Raw genomic sequence first — 17651 nt, 5'->3', positions numbered from 1 at the left:
GGTGAAAGTTTTTAAACTGCGATGAGGCTTGCGAGGAAGTCGTCGTCCCAGGCGGCGACCTTGCGTCGGAGGCGTAGGGAGTCCTTTCCCGGTGCTTGTCGCAGCAGGTTATGTGCCATGTGCTTCAGGGTTGTGAAGTTGGCTGGGGCGTTTTGGGTACGCACCCGGCATTCGTCATCACGGAAGACCATATCCATGACCCAGTGGAGACTATTCTCGATGGCCCAATGACTTCTGATGATCGGCCCGACGAGAGCGGCGATGAGCGCCAATGATGTGATGTAGAGCCGGGTTTCGCTGTCGATTTTGTCGCCGATCCGTCGCGTGCTTTCCACGACGACGATGCTTTTGAGGCCGGGCCAGTCATGTCGCGCCCGGAGCCAGGCGACATCATGGATGACGGTGGTCTTGCGGGTTTCGATCCGGCCATGATCGCCGTCGACGGTCTCGTGCTGGCTGATGGTCGTATCCTGGAAGCCCTTGGCCTGCTGTTCGGCGACGAACAGGGCGACGTCCTCGCGCAGCGATCCTTGATTGCCTTTGAGGGCCAACACGTAATCGGCCTTCTTGTCGGTGATCCTGGCCGCAATGTCGCGCTGGCATCCCATGGCGTCGATGGTCACGATGGCCCCTTCGATCGCCAGCAGGTCCAATAGCTTGGGAATGGCCACGATCTCGTTCGACTTCTCGTCCACCTTGACCTGACCCAGCACCAGACGCTGCCGGGCGGCGAAGGCCGAGACCATGTGGATGGGCGCCTTCGCGTCCTTCTTCCCGCCCGAACGCCGCACGGTCTTGCCATCAATGGCGATCACGCCCTCAGGCGTCCCGGTAACCGACGCCACCCACGACACGAAGCACCGCTGAAAGCTCTCCGCGTCCAGCGACGCGAAGATGTCACCCAGCGTGTCGTGCGGCGGCGTGCCATCCGCGAATGGCCGGAAGCGCCGCAGCAGATCGAGCTTCTTTTGGCCAAAGCGCGCGATGTCCGTGAAGGTCTCCGCTCCCGCCAGCACCGCCAGAAGGCTCAGGAGCAGCACCTCATCAAGCGGATACACAATCTTGCCAGCTTGCCGCCCGTCCGGAAGCTCCTCAAAATGCTCAAGAAACCCAATCGCTTCGCCCAAGGCCCCACACGGTTCCATCCATCCCTCCCAAGCCAGCAACGTCGACAACGAGAGATTCAGACTTTTTCCGTCCTGTCACGCACTGTTTCACCCGATTGCCCTGCGCCCTCACCTGCTTGCCAGAGCGGGTTTCGGCTGGTTAGGATAGGAGTGTTTCCCTTTCGTTCCGGAGCAGCCGCTGATGTCCAGACGCGCCGGCAGTGCCGACCTGCCGCTTCATGGCGGCCGGGTACCCGCCTGGCTGGGCCAGCGGATGACGAAGCTCGGCACGGTGATCACGCAGGCGATCATCCTGCATTACGGCCGTGACGAGTTCCTCCGCCGCCTGGCCCATCCCTTCTGGTTCCAGTCCTTCGGCGCAGTCATGGGCATGGACTGGCATTCCTCGGGCATCACCACCTCGGTGCTGGGGGCGCTGAAGCGCGGGCTGACGCCACTGTCGGCAGAGCTTGGCCTGCATGTCTGCGGCGGCCGCGGCCGCCATTCCCGTGCCACACCGGATGAACTCCTGGCCGTCGGCAACCGCACCGGCCTCGACGGCAATGCGCTGGCGTGGACCAGCCGGATGATCGCCAAGGTCGACAGCGCCGCCGTGCAGGACGGGTTCGACCTCTATCTTCACGGCTTCATCGTCGCCGATGACGGGCGCTGGGTGGTGGTGCAGCAGGGCATGAACGACGGCACCCGCCTCGCCCGCCGCTATCACTGGCTGTCGGAAGATCTGAAGAGTTTCGTCGAAACCCCGCATGCCGCGATCGACGGCCGCAATCAGGGCCGGATCGTCAATCTCACCGACCGCCGCGCCGCCGCCTCGCGCATCGGACAGCTGGATCTGCTGCGGGATCTGGGGCCCGACGGCATCGTCCGGGAAGCCGCGGCCCTTACTCCCACGCCCGCGCCCGCCCCGCCCCCACCCGCCACAGCCCAGCCGGACCTGCCGCATCTGGTGATGCCCGATCGTCACGAGGTCCGGCCAGGAGACGTGATCCTGCGCCGCCTGCATGGTGCGCTTGCCGCTGCCGCCGAGGCGGGCCCCCGGGATTTCGCCGAACTACTGATGGTCCCGGGCGTCGGCGCCCGGACGGTGCGCTCGCTCGCCATGGTCGCCGAGTTGGTCCACGGCGCGCCCTGCCGCTTCGACGACCCGGCCCGTTTCTCGCTCGCCCATGGCGGCAAGGACCGGCAGCCTTTCCCGGTGCCCGTGCTGGTCTATGACCGGACCATTCAGGTGATGAAATCGGCGGTCGAAGCCGCATCCCTCGGCAATGACGAGAAGCTCGACGCCATCCGCCGCCTGGACGCACAGGCACGGCGGCTGGAGCAGACCGCCGGCGGCCCGTCGCTGGATGCCTTCATCGCCCGCGAACGCCGCCGCTCCCACGACTATGGCGGCCGGAGCGTTTTCGGCGATGAACCGGCGCCGGCGGAAAGGACATCCCGCACAGGCAGGGCGGGCGGCTGAAAGAACGGTGCGTTTCCATGAGGCAGGACAGACAGTCCCCGATGCTCCGCCTAGGATGACTGCCCCTGCCTGTGCGTTCCAACCACCTGTCCGTTCCAACCACCTGTCCGTTCCGACCTGTTGAAGGACGCCCCGATGGCCGATCTCTCCGTCTTCCCGATCACCCGCAGCTGGCCCGCCACCCATCCGGACCGTATCCAGCTCTATTCCCTGGCCACGCCCAATGGCGTGAAGGTGTCGATCATGCTGGAAGAGACCGGCCTGCCTTACGAGGCACATCTGATCGACATCATGAAGAACGAGACCTGGACGCCTGAATTCCTGTCGCTCAATCCGAACGGCAAGATCCCGGCGATCATCGATCCCGCCGGCCCCGACGGCCGGCCGGTCGGCCTGTTCGAATCCGGCGCCATCCTGCTCTATCTGGCGGAAAAGACCGGCAGCTTCCTGCCCGCCGACCCGGTCGCCCGGATCGAAACCATCCAGTGGGTGTTCTTCCAGATGGCGGCGGTCGGGCCGATGTTCGGCCAGCTCGGTTTCTTCCACAAATTCGCCGGCCGCGAGATCGAGGACAAACGCCCGCTGGAGCGCTACCGCGCCGAAAGCGAGCGCCTGCTCGGCGTGCTCGAATCCCGGCTCGACGGCCGCGACTGGATCATGGGCGACGACTACACCATCGCCGACATCTCGCTGCTCGGCTGGGTGCGCAACCTGATCGGCTTCTACGGCGCGGGCGATCTGGTTCATTTCGAAAAGCTGATCAATGTTCCGGCCTGGCTGGAGCGCGGCCTTGCTCGCCCGGCGGTGCAGCGGGGTCTCGACATCCCGAAGCGGCCGGCCTGACCGACCCGTCATCAGGGTGCTTCATACTCAAGAAGATCCCCCGGCTGGCAGGCGAGCGCCTCGCAGATCTTCTCCAGCGTCTCGAAGCGGATGCCCTTCACATGGCCGCGCTTCAACAGCGAGAGATTGGCCTCGGTGATGCCGATCTGCGCCGCCAGATCCCGGGAACTCATCTTGCGGCGGGCCAGCATCACATCCAGACGCACGACGATCGCCATCAGACGATCTGCGCATGGTCTTCCGCCATGCGTGCTGCCCGATGCATGATGTCGGCGATCAGATAGACCACGGCCCCCAGCACCAGGGTCAGCAGCGGCCCGCTGCTGATGCTGATTGCCAGCTGGCGCTGGCCGGGGGCGGCCAGAACGGTCGCCCCCAGCACCACCACCGTCGGTGCGATCAGCCCCGCAATCCCGCCAAGCGTCACCAGACCGGCGATCCGCCGAAGGGCGGCCACCGTCTCCAAGGTGAAGATGGCTCCCCGGCCGACCGCCAGAAAGCAGCGCCGCGCCACCAGCAGGGCCAGGCTGACCGGCAGCACCGGCGCCAGCATGCCGGCCAGAACAATGCCGACCTGCCACCAGACCAGCGCCGCAAGGTCGATCGTCTTCGACAGGCCTGGAAGATCCGGCACCTGTCCCGCCGCACAGCTCACGACCACACCAACCGGCAGGGCCACGGCAAAGGCGGCGCAGAGATGCGCCAGGCGACGGCTGCGGCGGCAGAGGGCCCCGTCCTCCCGGCCCTTGCCATCGTCATCGGGCGTCTGATTGGTGGCGGGCAGGCGCATGATCCTTCACCTCTCGGCTGTGCCATCCATCGATGCCCGCATGTTGCGGCAAAAATTTTCTGTTTTACAGAAAAATTTTGCCGCCAATTCCGATTTATACCTGCCGATCAGCCCTCCCGCACCATCACCTGACGGGCCGGAAGACGCCCAGCAGTCCAGGCGCCGAACACGGCCACCGCATCCCCGATCCCGAACCGGCTTGCAATCTCGGGAACCAGCACGCCATCGGCCGCCAGTCCGGCGATCCGATCGAGCTGACCGCCGCCACCTGCCAGAGCCGCGAAACCGGCCTTGACGCCCGCAGGTACCGCCGCATCTTCGGGCAGCGGCTCGGCGATGGCCAGGAAACGGGCACCGGGGCGCAGACAGGCCAGCACCTGCCGCTGACGCGGTCCGCCGACGGTGTCGATCACCACCCCGGCTCCGGCGATCGCGGCGGCGAGGTCGGCCCCCTCTGCCGCAAGCACCTGCACCCCATGCACCGCGAGCCGGGCGGCATGGCGGCCGCTGAGCGTCACGGCACGCCCGCGGCGGGCGATCTGCACCAGCGCCGTACCCACCGCACCACTGCCCAGGATCACCAGCGGGCCATCGGCGCCGGCCACCTCGTCCAGCGCCTGCAGGGCAATGGCTGCCGGTGTGACCAGGGCCGCCGCGGTTGCGGCATCGATCCCCGCCGGGCGCCGCGCCACGAAGCCGGCCGGCAGGGTGATCGCGGGCCCGAAGGCGCCGCCGGCAACGGGATCACTGCGCCCGAAAACCTCGTCCCCCGGGACAAATCCCGTCACGCCGGCGCCGACGGCCACCACCCGGCCGGCAAAATCCGTGCCCGGCACCCAGGGCAGCACGATCGGAAACCAGTCGGCCAGATGGCCCCGGGCGAGCTTGGCATCCAGCGGGTTCAACGCCGCCGCATCTATGGCAATACGGAGCTCTCCCGGCCCCGGCTCCCGCAACGGCAGCTCCGCAAGAGCAGGCTCAGGCGTGGCACCCATGCGGGTGAGGATCAGGCTCCGGGTCATGCCGCTGCTCCTTCCATGGCGGGCCAGGCGCCGATCTGACGGAACAGGCCGAACAGATCTTCCATATGGTGGGTGACGGCGATGCGCTCGCCCTCGAAACGGTGGAATTCATGGATGGCCAGACTGACCCGCCGGCCGCTGGCCGGCACGCCGAACAGCGGTCCCAGATGGGTGCCGGTCGCCATCAGGCGCACGGCCGCCCGGTCGGGGCCGGTCAGCACCTCGACAATCTCGACCGTCAGATCGGGAAAGGCCTGCCGGAACAGGCGGAAGATCGGCTTGATGCCGGCGGGCCCGGCGGCCTGGCCGGGCATGGACGGAATGTCCTGCCAGTCCGCCGTCAGCGCAAGATCGACCAGATCGACGTCGTCCGTGCCGAATCCACCATAGAGATGCTCCAGTGCAAGGCGCCGGCCAGGGGAAAGATCCGGCGCTTCGGTCGGGGGAATGCGGGCGATATCCGTGGGCATGATGCCTCCATCATCGGGTGACGATGGAGAAGGTGGGACAGCCTGTGTCATCATTGAAATCGATGCAGATTATATGAGGACATAGATCTGGTGGATCACAACGGTTTCGACCTCAATCTGATCGCCGCCTTTCAGGCGCTGATGGCGGAACGCAACGTCACCCGGGCTGCCCGGCGGATCGGGCTGACCCAGCCAGCGATGAGCGCGGCGCTCGCCCGACTGCGCCGCGCCACCGGCGACGAGCTGTTCGTGCGCAGCCCCAAAGGGCTCGCCCCCACCCCGCGCGCACTGGACCTTGCCCGCCCCTTCGGGCAGATCCTGGAAGCGGTGGACGCTGCCCTGAACCACAGGCCGGCTTTCGACCCGAGCGCCGCCACCACCAGAGTGACGCTCGCGCTGTCGGAGCATCCGGCCCATCGCCTGTTGCCGGGACTGGGGCGGCGCCTCGCGGCGGCGGCGCCTGGGATCGACCTGCAGGTGCTGGGCTTTCAGGGGCGCGAAGATGCGATCCGCCTGCTGGACGAGGCGGTGGCCGATCTTGCCGTCGGCGTGCCGCCGGGCCCGGAAGCGCGCATCCTGTCAGCGCCGCTGTTCACCGAAGCTTTCGTCTGCATCGCCCGCAAAGGCGGGCCGGCAGAGGCGGCCCTTGCCGATCTCCCTTCCTTCCTCGACGCCCGCCACCTGCTGGTCTCCCCCGAAGGCGACGGCTTCGGAGTGGTGGACCAGGCGCTTCAGGCGCAGGGCCTCCGCCGCCGGGTCGGCCTGATGCTGCCGCAGATGTATGCAGCCCCAGCCATCATCGCCGAAACCGACCTGGTGGCCACGCTGATGGCCGGCGTGGTCGCGGGCGCGCGGCCGGATCTGGCCGTGTCTGCGCCCCCGCTGGCCCTGCCGGCGATCCCCTTTCATCTGCTCTGGCATCGGCGCACCGACGATCACCCGGCACAGCGCTGGCTGCGGCAGCAGGTGATCGAGGTCGCCGCCGAGCCGGCGCAGGATGAGGTCTTGTTATTTTAGAGACGATCGGTCTAAATTCACCGCATGACCGATGCCACCATCTCTGCCGCCCCCGCCATGCCTGCCCGCCGCCGGGGCCGCCCGCCCAAGGCCGGGCTGGTCGATGCGCGGGACCGGCTGGTGCGCTCGGGCGTCGCCATCCTGACCGAGAAGGGCTTCTCGGCCGTCGGGCTGGACGAGATCCTGAAATCGGCCGGCATCCCGAAGGGATCCTTCTACCATTACTTCGACGGCAAAGAGGCCTTCGGCGCCGCGCTGATCGGCGCCTATGCCGCCTATTTCGCCCGCAAGCTCGACCGCTGGTTCCTGGACGGCAGCCTGACGCCGATGACCCGGCTTGGCCGCTTCATCGCCGATGCCGAAGCGGGCATGGCCCGCCATGGCTGGCGGCGCGGCTGCCTGGTCGGCAATCTGGGCCAGGAGATGGGCACCTTGCCCGAAGGCTTCCGCGCGCAGATCGCCGCGGTGTTCCAGGATTGGCAGGCCCGCACCGCCGCCTGCCTGCGGGCGGCACAGGCCGCCGGCGAAATCGACCCGGCCCATGACTGCGATCGCCTGGCCGCCTTCTTCTGGATCGGCTGGGAAGGGGCGGTGCTACGCACCAAGCTCGACCGCGACCCGGCGCCGCTCCGGCTGTTCGCCGCCGGCTTCTTCGCCCTGCTCGGCCATGCGCCGCCGCCGGTGCCGGCCACGTCATCCATCTGACCCATCACCCGAACGGAGCCTCTCCCCGATGTTCAAGGCGATCCTGATCGACAAGGACGACAGCGGCTACCATGCCCGGCAGACCGATCTCGACGACGACCGGCTGCCCGCCGGCGATGTCACGGTCAAGGTCGGCTGGTCGACGCTGAACTACAAGGACGGCCTCGCCATCACCGGCAAGAGCCCGGTGGTGCGCAGCTTCCCCATGGTGCCCGGCATCGACCTGGCCGGTGTGGTCGAAAGCTCGGAACATGCCGACTGGAAGCCCGGCGACCGGGTGGTGCTGAACGGCTGGGGCGTGGGCGAGGTGCATTGGGGCGGGCTTGCCGGCAAGGCCCGGCTGAAGGGCGACTGGCTGGTGCCGCTCGCCAGCCCCTTCACCCTGCGTCAGGCGGCCGCCATCGGCACGGCCGGCTACACGGCCATGCTCTGCGTGCTGGCGCTGGAGCGTCACGGCGTCACCCCCGACAAGGGCGAGGTGCTGGTCACCGGTGCGGCGGGCGGTGTCGGCTCTGTAGCCGTCGCCGTGCTGGCGAAGCTCGGCTACAGGGTCGTGGCCCTGACCGGCCGGCCCGAAGAGGCCGATTATCTGACGCGGCTCGGCGCCGCCGACATCATGGACCGCGCGCCCTTTGCCGAGCCGGGCAAGCCGCTTGCGAAAGAGCGCTGGGCCGGTGCGGTCGACGTGGTCGGCGGCCAGACCCTCGCCAATATCTGCGCCCAGATGAAGTATCGCGGCACGGTCGCCGCCTGCGGCCTGGCCGGCGGCATGTCGCTGCCGGCGACCGTCGCCCCCTTCATCCTGCGCGGCGTCACGCTTGCCGGCGTCGACAGTGTGATGTGCCCCAGGCCCGACCGGCTGGAAGCCTGGCAGCGCCTCGGCCGCGACCTCGACCCGGCGCTTCTCGACGAGCTGACCACCGAAATCGGCTTCGACGAGGTGATCCCCACCGCCGCCCGCATTCTTGAAGGCAAGGTCCGCGGCCGCGTGGTCGTGCCTGTGAACCCGGAGCTCGGCTGACAATCGCCTCCGCCCGCCGCTTAAGAATCCCTCCCCAACGGAAACGCCCCGCCATGACCGACACCGCACCCGCCACCCTGCCGATCAGCCGCTTCCCGGTGCCCTCGCTCGACGAGATGCCCGAAGACATCCGCGACCGCCTGCTCAAGGTGCAGGAGAAATCGGGCTTCATCCCCAATGTCTTCGTGGTACTGGCGCGCCGGCCGGATGAATTCCGCGCCTTCTTCGCCTATCACGACGCGCTGATGGACAAGCCCGGCAACCTGACCAAGGCCGAGCGCGAGATGATCGTGGTCGCCACCAGCAATCTCAATCAGTGCCAGTATTGCGTCGTCGCCCATGGCGCCATCCTGCGCATCCGGGCCAAGAACCCGCTGATCGCGGATCAGGTGGCGATCAACTATCGCAAGGCCGACATCACCGAGCGTCAGCGCGCCATGCTCGATTTCGCGATGAAGGTCTCGTTCGAGGCCTATGCGGTGGAAGAAGCGGATTTCGCCACCCTCGCCGCCCATGGCTTCACCGAAGAAGATGCCTGGGACATCGCCGGCATCGCCTCTTTCTTCGGCCTGTCGAACCGCATGGCCAATGTCACCCGCATGCGGCCGAACGACGAATTCTACACCCTCGGCCGCTGACCATCACCCACCCCACAGAGGTTCCGGAACATGAGACGGATCACCCTCCTCCCCCTGTCCGGAACCTACGCCGTCGCCCGGCTCGATCCCCTTGCCCCCATTCCAGGCTGGGCCGACGGGCCGGGTTTCGTCTCGATCTCGCGCACCGCCGACGAGCTGTCGGTGGTGTGCCTGGCCGAGCGGGTGCCCGGCGATGTCAGGGCAGACCGGGCCTGGTCCTGCTTCAAATTCCAGGGCCCCTTCGCCTTCGACGAGACCGGCATCGCCGTCGCGGTTCTGCAGCCGCTGGCGGCCGACGGGATCGGTATCTTCCTGGTCTCGACCTTCGATACCGACTATCTGCTGGTCCAGGCGGCCGACAGGGAGCGGGTGATTGCAGCGCTCAGCGCCGCCGGCCACCGGATCGGGTGAGCCCCCTTCCTGATCAGGCCACCCGCGGCCTGATCAGGCTTGCCGCCACGAAGGCGAAGCAGGCGGCCGCCGCGAAGAAGGCGAGGCCGTGGCGGGTGGCATCCATGGCCGCCCCGGCGAGCACCGGCCCGAGCAGCGCGCCCACGCCCCACATCAGCCCCATGGCGGCATAGATGCCGACCAGGTCGCCGCCCTTGAAGCGGCTGCCGACAACGGCGAGCATGATGGTGTAGACGCCGACGAAGGCGCCGCCCCAGACGAACAGCAGCACCCAGGTCACGATCTGGTGGCCCAGTGCCAGCGGCCAGACCAGGGCGCCCAGCCCCGCGACGACCGCCAGAATCCGGACCAGCAGCATCCGGTCCATGCGGTCGCCGATCCAGCCGATCGGCAGCTGCAGCAGGATGGCGCCCACCATCATCACCGACATAAGCCCCGTGGCGCCGCTCTCGCTCCAGCCCAGATTTCCGGCATAGAGGGCAAGGAACGACAGGCCCGAGGTTTCGAGCGCCGCATTCAGCATGATCGCCGCGATCGCGACCGGGGCGAGCCGCATGAAGTAGAGCGGGCTTTTCTTCACCGGGTGCTCGAAGGCCGGCGCGGTCACTTTGGGGGCCGCGACGAACAGCGCCGCACCGGCCGCGATCGCCGCACCGACGACATAGGCGGTCGCGCCTTCCGAGCCGATGGCCGCCAGGATGGCCGGGCCGGCCGCAAAACCGACCGAGAGTGCTGCCGTGTAGATCGCCATGGCCTGCGCGCGGCTGCGTTCGGTGGCGAGCGCATTGGTCCAGGTTTCCGAGAGCACGAACAGGGTTTCGGACGAGGCTCCGAGCAGCAGGCGGAGCACGAACCACACCCAGACCGGCGTCGCCGGAAACAGCACCAGCACCACCGCCGCCAGCACCAGCGACAGGATAACCATGCGACGGATGCCGAGACGCGGCACCACCCGCGGCAGCAGGAAGGCCATGGCCAGCACGCCCAACGCATGCATCGCCGCATTCGCCCCGATCGCGGCCGGGTCCAGATCCCGCCGGTCGAGGTCGAGCGCGATCAGCGCCGCGCTGAGTGAATAGGTCAGGCCAAACATGGTCGCGGTGGCGATGACTGCCGCCCGCGACAGAAGATTGCCTCGCGGAGCGCCCTCATCTTCGGTTGCGCCGTCTTCGGTCGCGGTCGCCTCGGTTCCGGTCATGCCGCCGGCGCTCCCCTGTCGGTGATCTCACCATCGACCCGCCCCAGAAAGCCGCGGAACCGCCGCCCCCAGGACACATCCCGCCGCTCCACGATCCGGACCAGGATGCGGACATAGTCCAGCACCAGCCCCGGCGTCCAGGTCATCGAAGAGGCCCGGGTGCGGATCATCGCCGCCACCCAGAGATCGGGGTCGATCATCAGCCCCAGCAAGCGCAGCCAGGGGTGACGCCCGGCCAGCACGCCTTCCAGCGCCGCATCCAGCCCGGCCGCCACCACAACCGAACAGTTGCGGTTGGTGATATTGTAGGTGGCATCCTGCTTGTAGCCGGCCCAGAAGGCCTTGAGCCGCCGCGGGTTGAAACGGTGGACTTCGATCCTGAGATCGGCCGGTCGCCAGTCGGCAGCCTCTTCCTCATAGCTGCGCTGAAAACTTCCGGCCATGTCATTGTCCGCACGCGAACTGAACACGGTCATCAGCCCCCGCCCGTTCAGGTCGAAATCGGACGCAGGCCAATGGCTGATATATAGGTCCGGCGCCAGCTCCAGAGAGGCATGGCCGCCCGAGAACACCCCCTCGTCATCCTGCGCCCCCAGATAGCGATCGATCACCGGCCGGCCCGCCCGGGTCCGCTCCGGCCCCGCCGGCATCCAGATCCGCACCACGATCGGCGGGTCGTCGGGGCCGCGTGGCGGCGCCTCGCCGATCAGCACCGGGGCATGATCATACCAGCCGCGCCCCGAGAAGACCGGGAGCAGCAGGATCGCGGCCTCGTCCTCCAGCCCGCGCAGCAGCAGGCCCAGCCGGATCAGCAGCCAGCCCGACAGACCGATGAACAGGCCGATGCAGAACGCCACGTTCCACGCGCCGGAAAACGGCCAGCCCGCCAGCATCATCACCGCCAGGATCAGTTCGGCGATGCCGCAGGCGATCGAGGTCACCCAGCCGGTAAAGCGGGTGAGCAGGGTCATCAGGATGCGGAATGCCCCGTCCAGGATGAAGGCGATCGCAAAGGCCGTCGACAACAGCCAGCCGGTTTCGAAGGCCGTACCCAGGATCAGCAGTCCGGCCAGGATGGCCATCATCGGCCGGGCAAGCGCCAGCCAGCGGCGCGGCCCCGACGAGGCGACTGCCACCACCGCCATCAGCAGGCCCGAGCCCAGAAATGCGAGACCAAGCGCCAGATAGGTCGCAATGGTCAGCGTGGGAGACAGGCCCGCCATCAACGCGGCAGCGATGGCGAGCAGGAAGGCTCCGGCACCGGCGAGCGCATACCATCGCGCCCTGAATGCATCGGGACCAATCAGGAGAAAGGCGAGCTTGAGCAAAGGGGCACCGGAGAGCGGACGGCTTGGTTCAGACTGCAGATTTCATCCACGATCCGCGACCGGCGTCAATCCTGCCCTGCTGTCCTGCAAACCGCCGTCGACCGGACCTGCCCTAGTCCAGAACGATCGGGATCAGCGAGGCGACCAGCAGGGCCGCCATGACGATGTTGAAGGTCCGAAGTGCCCCGGCCGTGCGCAGCAGCCGGCCGGCCCCCACGCCGACCAGCGTCCACAGCACCGAGCAGGGAAAGGTGACGATGCCGAAGACCAGAGCCAGGGTGATCGCCGGCAACAGCGTGCCGCCCGCCCCTTCACCCTCGCCCACATAGGTGACCATGGCACTGGCCGCGATCACCCAGAATTTCGGGTTCACCAGCTGGAAGGCGGCAGCTTCCAGACTATTGAGCGGTCGGCTGCGCCCGCCGCTGCCTGCGGGCGTGCCCTCCGGCGCGGGCCGGGCCGTCGCGATCTTCCAGGCCAGCCAGAGCAGATAGCAGATGCCCGCCCATTTCAGCACGTCATGCACCCCGGGTGCGGCAACCAGCGGCGAGCCGAAGGCGCCGACGGCCGCCAGGATGACGGTCACCCCCAGGCTGATCCCGGCCATATGCGGCAGGCTGCGCAGGAAGCCCCAATTGGCCCCCGATGCGGTCAGCATGGTGTTGTTCGGTCCGGGCGTCGCCGACATCGCGATCGCGAAGACCACCACCGAGGCCATCCATTCCCAGCCCATCCGCACCCCCGCCTGCCCCGCCTCCACCACCGGAGGTTCATCGTCAGACGATAGCCGCACGGCCCGGCAATCGGGTTGCGAAGATGCCAGCCAGCGCCCGATACTTGGCATCAGATGCCAATCTTTTGCGCCGAAGGCCGGTCACATGCCGATAAAACTGGACGAGATCGACAAGCGGATCCTCCGTGCCCTGCAGCGCGACGGCCGGATGCAGAATGTGGAACTGGCGCGCGAGGTGGGGCTGTCGCCCTCCCCCTGTCTGCGCCGGGTGCGCTTGCTGGAAGAGGCTGGCATCATCCGTCGCTACGCCGCCGTGGTCGACCCGGCGAAGATCGGCCTGCCGCTGTCGCTCTTCGCCCGGATCTGGCTGGAGGCGCAGGATGCCGAGACCATCGACCGCTTCATCGCCGCGGTGCGCGAATTTCCCGAGGTGGTCGAATGCTACATCATGCTGGGCGATTGCGACGCCCTGCTGCGGGTTGTCGCCGCCGATCTGGACGATTACCGCCGCTTCCAGGCCAACCACCTCAGCCGGGTGAAGGGCGTGCGCAACATCAAGACCGATGTCCCCAGCCAGACGGTGAAGCAGAGCGTCGCCCTGCCCCTGCGTTGACCCGGCCCCGGCCGGAAAAATCCCGCCTGGACTCATACTTGGCCTTTTCATATTCTATCGATATGCCATTTCATAGAATATGAAATGCCGAGCTGCGAGGAGCCGGGATGACCGACCAGCCCATCATCCGCCAGGGGCCGCCCCTGCTTCACGATCCCGCCCCCGAATTCCGGGCGCGGACGACCATGGGCGACCGGGCGATCGCCGATTATCGGGGGCGCTGGCTGCTGCTGTTCTCCCACCCCGCCGACTTCACCCCCGTCTGCACCAGCGAATTCATCGCCTTCGCCCGGGCAGCCGACCGCTTTGCGGCCCTGGACTGCGATCTGCTGGCGCTGTCGGTCGACAGCCTGTTCTCGCATGTCGCCTGGATCCGCAGCATCCACGACCAGTTCGGGGTGAAGATCCCGTTCCCGATCGTCGAAGACCCGTCGATGGCCATCGCCCGCGCCTATGGGATGATCGCCCCCAACGCACCCGATGCCTCGATGGTGCGTGCGGCCTTTGTGATCGATCCGATGGGCATCATCCGCGCCATCAGCTGGTATCCGATGACCACCGGCCGCAATGTCGCGGAGCTGCTGCGCCTGGTCGCCGCCCTCCGGGCCGCCGACGCCCATGATGTCGCCACCCCCGAGGGCTGGATGCCCGGCGACGACGTGATCCTGCCGGTCGACATCTCGCCCGACACCCTTTTCGACCGCCAGGCCCCCGGAACCGACTGGTATTTCCGCACCGGCCCCCTGCCCGACAGCCCGACCGGAGACCGCAGATGAGCCTGGATCCCGAAGCCGTCACCGAAGGCGCCGCCCGGCTGCGGGTGCTGGCCCATCCGGCCCGGCTGCGTGTCGCCTTCTTTCTGATGGAGGGCGAATGCGCGGTCGGCGGGATCGAGGAGGCCCTCGGCATCCGCCAGCCCAGCCTGTCGCAGTATCTGGGGGAGCTGCGCGAGGCCGGGCTGATCACCGGGCGGCGCGAGGGCCGGACGATCTTCTACCGGGTCACGCCCGGCCATGCCGAGCAGCTTCTGGGCCTGCTGCGGCAGGGCTTCGGGGGCGCCGAAGCTGCCCCCATACCGGCTGCGGTTCCGGCGACCACCGCCCCTGCCAGACCTGCCACACCCACGCGACGCCTGACGCCGGCTGCGACTTTCGCCGTGGTGGGGGAGCGGTAAGGCGCTGAAGACAAAGCCATAGACAACGGCCGCCGGGCAGACCCGCGCCCCCGCGACCATCCGGGTTACGCCACGCGGGCGAAAGGGAACCCGACCATGATGGTGCTGCAATCGATCCTCGCCGTCGCCTCCGGCGGTCTCGTCGGCTTCACGCTGGGCCTGATCGGCGGCGGCGGCTCGATCATGGCGACGCCGCTGCTGCTCTATGTCGTGGGCCTGCCGCCCCATGCGGCGATCGGCACCGGCGCGCTCGCGGTCTCGTTCAATGCCTTCGCCAATTTTGCCGGTCACGCCCGGGCCGGCAATGTCCGCTGGCGCGATGCCGGGTTGTTTGCCGCCATCGGTGTCGGCGGTGCCGCCATCGGGTCGCGGATCGGCAAGGATGTCGACGGCCAGCGTCTGCTGTTCCTTTTCGCCCTGTTGATGATGGCGGTAGGTGTGCTGATGCTGCGCCGCGGCAGCGGCGGTGGCGCAAGCGGCGCTCATGAACCCCGGCGCCTGCCGCTGGTCATCCTGGCCGCCGCCTGTGTCGGGCTGCTGTCGGGCTTCTTCGGGATCGGCGGCGGTTTTCTGATCGTGCCCGGCCTGATCTTCTCGACCGGCATGCCGATGCTCTATGCGGTGGGCTCGTCACTGTTGGCGGTGGGTGCGCTCGGCCTCACCACCGCCGCCAGTTACGCAGCCTCGGGCCTGGTCGACTGGCCGATCGCGGCCGAATACATCGTCGGCGGCCTGGCCGGCGGCTATCTCGGTATGCAGCTCGCCTGCCGCCTGGCCACCCGCAAGGCGGTGCTGAACCGCATCTTCGCGGGCCTCGTCTTCGTGGTCGCCCTCTACATGCTCTATCGCAACGCTGCCGCTTTCGGCCTCGCCATCTGAACGCACGGCCCCTGCAGACACAGACATATCAAGAACAGGAGGAAACCCCCATGGTCCCGTCCCCGGCCACCGGCTGAGCCGGCCACGCAAGGGCCGATCCGCGCAGGCCTCGCCACGCGGTAGTCCGGCCGGCTTCTCAATTACAGGTTATATATCACCGGCCGATCCTGACGATCCTGCGCCGCGCGCGAGGGCGCATGCCCGCACGCGACCACACCGGACCGGCCCCGACGGGAGTAACCATCCCATGCCCCGCACGCACGCCCTGTCGCCGACAGTCTCGGTCGCGCCCCAGATCCATCCGGAAGACATGGCCGATCTGGCCGCCGCCGGCTTTCGCGCGGTCATCTGCAACCGGCCCGACGGCGAAGGCCCCGATCAGCCGGTTTTCGAGGAAATCCGCCAGGCGGCACAGGCCGCCGGGATCGAGGCCGCCTTTCTGCCCGTCGCCTCGGGCAAGGTGACGGATGACCAGGCCGGCGCCTTTGCCGGGCTGATCGACCGCCTGCCGCGGCCGGTGCTCGCCTATTGCCGTTCGGGTACGCGCTCGGCCACGCTCTGGTCGCTGGCCGAAGCCGCCCGCGGCCGGCCGCTGCCCGAAATCATCGCCGCCGCAAAAGCGGCCGGCTACGACATGACCGGCGTCGCCCGCCGGATCGCCAATGGCGGCCGCACGCCGGTGGATGGCACCAGCCTCCACCACGACGTGGTCATCGTCGGCGGTGGCGCCGCGGGTATCGCCGCCGCGTCCAGCCTGAAGGCCCGCAAGCCCGATCTCGACATCGCGATCATCGATCCGGCCGATATCCACTACTATCAGCCGGGCTGGACCATGGTCGGTGGCGGCGTGTTCGATGCCCGCACCACCGCCCGGACGATGGCCTCGCTGATCCCGCCGGGCGTCACCTGGATCAAAGCGGCTGTGGCGGCCTTCGAGCCCGATGCCAGGGCCGTCATCCTTGATGGCTGCCGGGTGATCACCTGGCGGGCGCTGGTCGTCGCCCCCGGCCTCAAGCTGGACTGGACCGCCATTCCGGGCCTGGCCGAGACGCTGGGGCGCAACGGCGTCACCTCGAATTACCGCTATGACCTGGCCCCTTACACCTGGGAGCTGGTCCAGGGCATGAAGAGCGGTCGGGCGATCTTCACCCAGCCGCCGATGCCGATCAAATGCGCGGGCGCACCCCAGAAGGCGATGTATCTGTCCGCCGACCACTGGCGCCGGCAGGCTGTGCTCTCCGGGATCGACATCAATTTCTGCACCGCCGGGGCGGTGCTGTTCGGCGTGAAAGACTATGTGCCGGCGCTGATGTCCTATGTGGAGCGCTACGGCATTCATCTCCGCTTCCAGGAAAGGCTGACCCGCATCGACGGGCCCGCCCGCACCGCCTGGTTCACCCGCACCGATGCCGCGGGGCAGACCAGCACGGTGGAGCGCGGTTTCGACATGATCCATGTCGTGCCGCCGCAATGCGCGCCCGATTTCGTGAAGGTCTCGCCGCTTGCCGATGCGGACGGCTGGGTCGATGTCGACCCGTCGAGCCTGCGGCACCGGCAGTATGACGGCGTCTATGGCCTGGGCGACGTCTGCAACGCACCCAATGCCAAGACCGCGGCCGCCGCCCGCAAGCAGGCGCCGGTCGTGGCCCACAATCTGCTGCGCGATCTGGGCCTGATTTCGGGGGGCGACGCGGTTTATGACGGCTACGGATCCTGCCCGCTGACCGTGGAGCGCGGCCGGATCGTGCTCGCCGAATTCGGCTATGGCGGCAAATTGCTGCCGAGCTTCCCGAACTGGCTGATCGACGGCCGCCGGCCCAGCCACCTCGCCTGGCTGCTGAAAGAACGGATGCTGCCCTGGATGTACTGGAAAGCGATGCTGCGTGGCCGCGAATGGCTGGCGAAACCCAAACCTGCCCTTCCCGCATCGGCGCAATGATCGCTCACCACCAGCCGCGGGTGGCGTAGTCGGCGCCCGACAGCGCGAAGAGGATGCCGAGCCAGGCAATGGCGCCCAGCGCCATAACCCTGACGAGCCCCGCCTCTTCGCCCAGATGCATGAAGAACCAGAAGATCAGCCCCGCCTTGATCGCGGCGATCAGCAGGCTGGCGGTCAGGCTGGCCGCGCCGTGGAGAACGGCACTTGCCGCCACCGTGGCCGCCAGCAGCACCAGCAGTGCCGCCCAGATCAGGATCAGCCGTCCGATACCGGTCATCATT

General features: G+C 67.9%; 21 protein-coding genes. 12 read left to right on the top strand and 9 right to left on the bottom strand.

Going from position 1 to position 17651, the window contains the following annotated elements:
- Positions 1 to 11 precede the first annotated feature (11 nt).
- Complete coding sequence (locus TMO_RS07550; RefSeq protein WP_051045304.1) at positions 12 to 1145, bottom strand: ISAs1 family transposase; 1134 nt, start codon at positions 1143 to 1145, stop codon at positions 12 to 14.
- Positions 1146 to 1308: 163 nt separating this feature from the next.
- On the opposite strand from TMO_RS07550, the gene TMO_RS07545 reads away from it, so the two are divergent.
- A complete protein-coding gene (locus TMO_RS07545; RefSeq protein ID WP_014745018.1) occupies positions 1309 to 2589 on the top strand; it encodes a DUF763 domain-containing protein in 1281 nt (426 codons plus the stop codon).
- A 135-nt stretch (positions 2590 to 2724) separates the two neighbouring features.
- Entirely contained in the window at positions 2725 to 3432 is a 708-nt protein-coding gene (locus tag TMO_RS07540) for a glutathione S-transferase N-terminal domain-containing protein (protein WP_014745017.1), read from the top strand.
- A gap of 11 nt (positions 3433 to 3443) precedes the next feature.
- Here TMO_RS07540 and TMO_RS07535 read toward each other — a convergent pair whose 3' ends face one another.
- The 4 genes from TMO_RS07535 to TMO_RS07520 form a co-directional block, all read right to left on the bottom strand.
- On the bottom strand, positions 3444 to 3650 hold the full coding sequence (locus tag TMO_RS07535; RefSeq protein WP_014745016.1) for a helix-turn-helix domain-containing protein: 207 nt from the start codon (positions 3648 to 3650) through the stop codon (positions 3444 to 3446).
- Positions 3650 to 4222 carry a DUF2975 domain-containing protein gene (locus tag TMO_RS07530; protein WP_014745015.1) on the bottom strand — a complete coding sequence of 191 codons (573 nt, stop codon included), beginning with the start codon at positions 4220 to 4222 and terminating at the stop codon, positions 3650 to 3652. Before TMO_RS07530 ends, TMO_RS07535 begins: the two co-directional genes overlap by 1 nt.
- A gap of 107 nt (positions 4223 to 4329) precedes the next feature.
- Positions 4330 to 5244, bottom strand: a complete 915-nt coding sequence (locus tag TMO_RS07525; RefSeq protein WP_014745014.1) for an alcohol dehydrogenase catalytic domain-containing protein — start codon at positions 5242 to 5244, stop codon at positions 4330 to 4332.
- A complete protein-coding gene (locus TMO_RS07520) occupies positions 5241 to 5714 on the bottom strand; it encodes an ester cyclase (RefSeq protein WP_014745013.1) in 474 nt (157 codons plus the stop codon). The genes TMO_RS07525 and TMO_RS07520 overlap by 4 nt, the downstream gene beginning before the upstream one ends.
- Positions 5715 to 5804: 90 nt before the next feature.
- On the opposite strand from TMO_RS07520, the gene TMO_RS07515 reads away from it, so the two are divergent.
- The 5 genes from TMO_RS07515 to TMO_RS07495 are packed head-to-tail and all read left to right on the top strand — an operon-like array spanning position 5805 to position 9506.
- The gene (locus TMO_RS07515; RefSeq protein ID WP_014745012.1) at positions 5805 to 6731 is read left to right on the top strand and encodes a LysR family transcriptional regulator; all 927 of its coding nucleotides are present in this window, start codon (positions 5805 to 5807) and stop codon (positions 6729 to 6731) included.
- Positions 6732 to 6755: 24 nt separating this feature from the next.
- Positions 6756 to 7436, top strand: a complete 681-nt coding sequence (locus TMO_RS07510; protein WP_014745011.1) for a TetR/AcrR family transcriptional regulator — start codon at positions 6756 to 6758, stop codon at positions 7434 to 7436.
- 28 nt (positions 7437 to 7464) lie between these two features.
- Positions 7465 to 8457 carry an MDR family oxidoreductase gene (locus TMO_RS07505; RefSeq protein ID WP_014745010.1) on the top strand — a complete coding sequence of 331 codons (993 nt, stop codon included), beginning with the start codon at positions 7465 to 7467 and terminating at the stop codon, positions 8455 to 8457.
- Between the two features lie 53 nt (positions 8458 to 8510).
- The gene (locus tag TMO_RS07500) at positions 8511 to 9095 is read left to right on the top strand and encodes a peroxidase-related enzyme (RefSeq protein ID WP_014745009.1); all 585 of its coding nucleotides are present in this window, start codon (positions 8511 to 8513) and stop codon (positions 9093 to 9095) included.
- A 30-nt stretch (positions 9096 to 9125) separates the two neighbouring features.
- A complete protein-coding gene (locus tag TMO_RS07495) occupies positions 9126 to 9506 on the top strand; it encodes an ACT domain-containing protein (RefSeq protein WP_014745008.1) in 381 nt (126 codons plus the stop codon).
- Positions 9507 to 9519: 13 nt separating this feature from the next.
- On the opposite strand, the gene TMO_RS07490 is transcribed toward TMO_RS07495, so the two are convergent.
- From TMO_RS07490 to TMO_RS07480, 3 genes are all read right to left on the bottom strand, one after another.
- Positions 9520 to 10704, bottom strand: a complete 1185-nt coding sequence (locus TMO_RS07490; protein ID WP_014745007.1) for an MFS transporter — start codon at positions 10702 to 10704, stop codon at positions 9520 to 9522.
- Entirely contained in the window at positions 10701 to 12032 is a 1332-nt protein-coding gene (locus TMO_RS07485) for an HdeD family acid-resistance protein (RefSeq protein ID WP_014745006.1), read from the bottom strand. The genes TMO_RS07490 and TMO_RS07485 overlap by 4 nt, the downstream gene beginning before the upstream one ends.
- A 112-nt stretch (positions 12033 to 12144) precedes the next feature.
- On the bottom strand, positions 12145 to 12795 hold the full coding sequence (locus TMO_RS07480) for a LysE family translocator (protein ID WP_014745005.1): 651 nt from the start codon (positions 12793 to 12795) through the stop codon (positions 12145 to 12147).
- 115 nt (positions 12796 to 12910) lie between these two features.
- Between TMO_RS07480 and TMO_RS07475 the strand changes: the two genes are divergently transcribed.
- From TMO_RS07475 to TMO_RS07455, 5 genes are all read left to right on the top strand, one after another.
- Entirely contained in the window at positions 12911 to 13378 is a 468-nt protein-coding gene (locus TMO_RS07475) for an Lrp/AsnC family transcriptional regulator (protein ID WP_014745004.1), read from the top strand.
- 107 nt (positions 13379 to 13485) lie between these two features.
- On the top strand, positions 13486 to 14154 hold the full coding sequence (locus tag TMO_RS07470) for a peroxiredoxin (protein WP_014745003.1): 669 nt from the start codon (positions 13486 to 13488) through the stop codon (positions 14152 to 14154).
- A complete protein-coding gene (locus tag TMO_RS07465; RefSeq protein ID WP_014745002.1) occupies positions 14151 to 14552 on the top strand; it encodes an ArsR/SmtB family transcription factor in 402 nt (133 codons plus the stop codon). Before TMO_RS07470 ends, TMO_RS07465 begins: the two co-directional genes overlap by 4 nt.
- A gap of 96 nt (positions 14553 to 14648) precedes the next feature.
- Complete coding sequence (locus tag TMO_RS07460) at positions 14649 to 15431, top strand: sulfite exporter TauE/SafE family protein (protein WP_014745001.1); 783 nt, start codon at positions 14649 to 14651, stop codon at positions 15429 to 15431.
- Positions 15432 to 15678: 247 nt separating this feature from the next.
- Positions 15679 to 17370, top strand: coding sequence for a bifunctional protein tyrosine phosphatase family protein/NAD(P)/FAD-dependent oxidoreductase (locus TMO_RS07455; RefSeq protein ID WP_041604871.1), 1692 nt, complete (start codon positions 15679 to 15681; stop codon positions 17368 to 17370).
- Positions 17371 to 17374: 4 nt separating this feature from the next.
- Here the strand turns inward: TMO_RS07455 and TMO_RS07450 are convergent, their stop codons facing one another.
- Positions 17375 to 17650: a cytochrome C oxidase subunit IV family protein gene (locus TMO_RS07450; protein WP_051045327.1), complete on the bottom strand. Its 276-nt coding sequence runs from the start codon at positions 17648 to 17650 to the stop codon at positions 17375 to 17377.
- Position 17651: the final 1 nt, after the last annotated feature.

The organism is Tistrella mobilis KA081020-065, from assembly GCF_000264455.2.
GTDB classification, from domain to species: Bacteria; Pseudomonadota; Alphaproteobacteria; order Tistrellales; family Tistrellaceae; genus Tistrella; species Tistrella mobilis.
The sequence above is the reverse complement of the archived record's forward strand: the minus strand, read 5'-3'. Positions and strand labels throughout refer to the sequence as shown.

What these genes read in the sequence shown, in the direction of transcription:
- TMO_RS07550 (WP_051045304.1), bottom strand. Translation starts at nt 1,145, where the DNA reads ATGGAACCGTGTGGGGCCTTGGGCGAAGCGATTGGGTTTCTTGAGCAT.
- TMO_RS07545 (WP_014745018.1), top strand. Translation starts at nt 1,309, where the DNA reads ATGTCCAGACGCGCCGGCAGTGCCGACCTGCCGCTTCATGGCGGCCGG.
- TMO_RS07540 (WP_014745017.1), top strand. Translation starts at nt 2,725, where the DNA reads ATGGCCGATCTCTCCGTCTTCCCGATCACCCGCAGCTGGCCCGCCACC.
- TMO_RS07535 (WP_014745016.1), bottom strand. Translation starts at nt 3,650, where the DNA reads ATGGCGATCGTCGTGCGTCTGGATGTGATGCTGGCCCGCCGCAAGATG.
- TMO_RS07530 (WP_014745015.1), bottom strand. Translation starts at nt 4,222, where the DNA reads ATGCGCCTGCCCGCCACCAATCAGACGCCCGATGACGATGGCAAGGGC.
- TMO_RS07525 (WP_014745014.1), bottom strand. Translation starts at nt 5,244, where the DNA reads ATGACCCGGAGCCTGATCCTCACCCGCATGGGTGCCACGCCTGAGCCT.
- TMO_RS07520 (WP_014745013.1), bottom strand. Translation starts at nt 5,714, where the DNA reads ATGCCCACGGATATCGCCCGCATTCCCCCGACCGAAGCGCCGGATCTT.
- TMO_RS07510 (WP_014745011.1), top strand. Translation starts at nt 6,756, where the DNA reads ATGACCGATGCCACCATCTCTGCCGCCCCCGCCATGCCTGCCCGCCGC.
- TMO_RS07505 (WP_014745010.1), top strand. Translation starts at nt 7,465, where the DNA reads ATGTTCAAGGCGATCCTGATCGACAAGGACGACAGCGGCTACCATGCC.
- TMO_RS07500 (WP_014745009.1), top strand. Translation starts at nt 8,511, where the DNA reads ATGACCGACACCGCACCCGCCACCCTGCCGATCAGCCGCTTCCCGGTG.
- TMO_RS07495 (WP_014745008.1), top strand. Translation starts at nt 9,126, where the DNA reads ATGAGACGGATCACCCTCCTCCCCCTGTCCGGAACCTACGCCGTCGCC.
- TMO_RS07490 (WP_014745007.1), bottom strand. Translation starts at nt 10,704, where the DNA reads ATGACCGGAACCGAGGCGACCGCGACCGAAGACGGCGCAACCGAAGAT.
- TMO_RS07475 (WP_014745004.1), top strand. Translation starts at nt 12,911, where the DNA reads ATGCCGATAAAACTGGACGAGATCGACAAGCGGATCCTCCGTGCCCTG.
- TMO_RS07470 (WP_014745003.1), top strand. Translation starts at nt 13,486, where the DNA reads ATGACCGACCAGCCCATCATCCGCCAGGGGCCGCCCCTGCTTCACGAT.
- TMO_RS07465 (WP_014745002.1), top strand. Translation starts at nt 14,151, where the DNA reads ATGAGCCTGGATCCCGAAGCCGTCACCGAAGGCGCCGCCCGGCTGCGG.
- TMO_RS07460 (WP_014745001.1), top strand. Translation starts at nt 14,649, where the DNA reads ATGATGGTGCTGCAATCGATCCTCGCCGTCGCCTCCGGCGGTCTCGTC.
- TMO_RS07455 (WP_041604871.1), top strand. Translation starts at nt 15,679, where the DNA reads ATGCCCCGCACGCACGCCCTGTCGCCGACAGTCTCGGTCGCGCCCCAG.
- TMO_RS07450 (WP_051045327.1), bottom strand. Translation starts at nt 17,650, where the DNA reads ATGATGACCGGTATCGGACGGCTGATCCTGATCTGGGCGGCACTGCTG.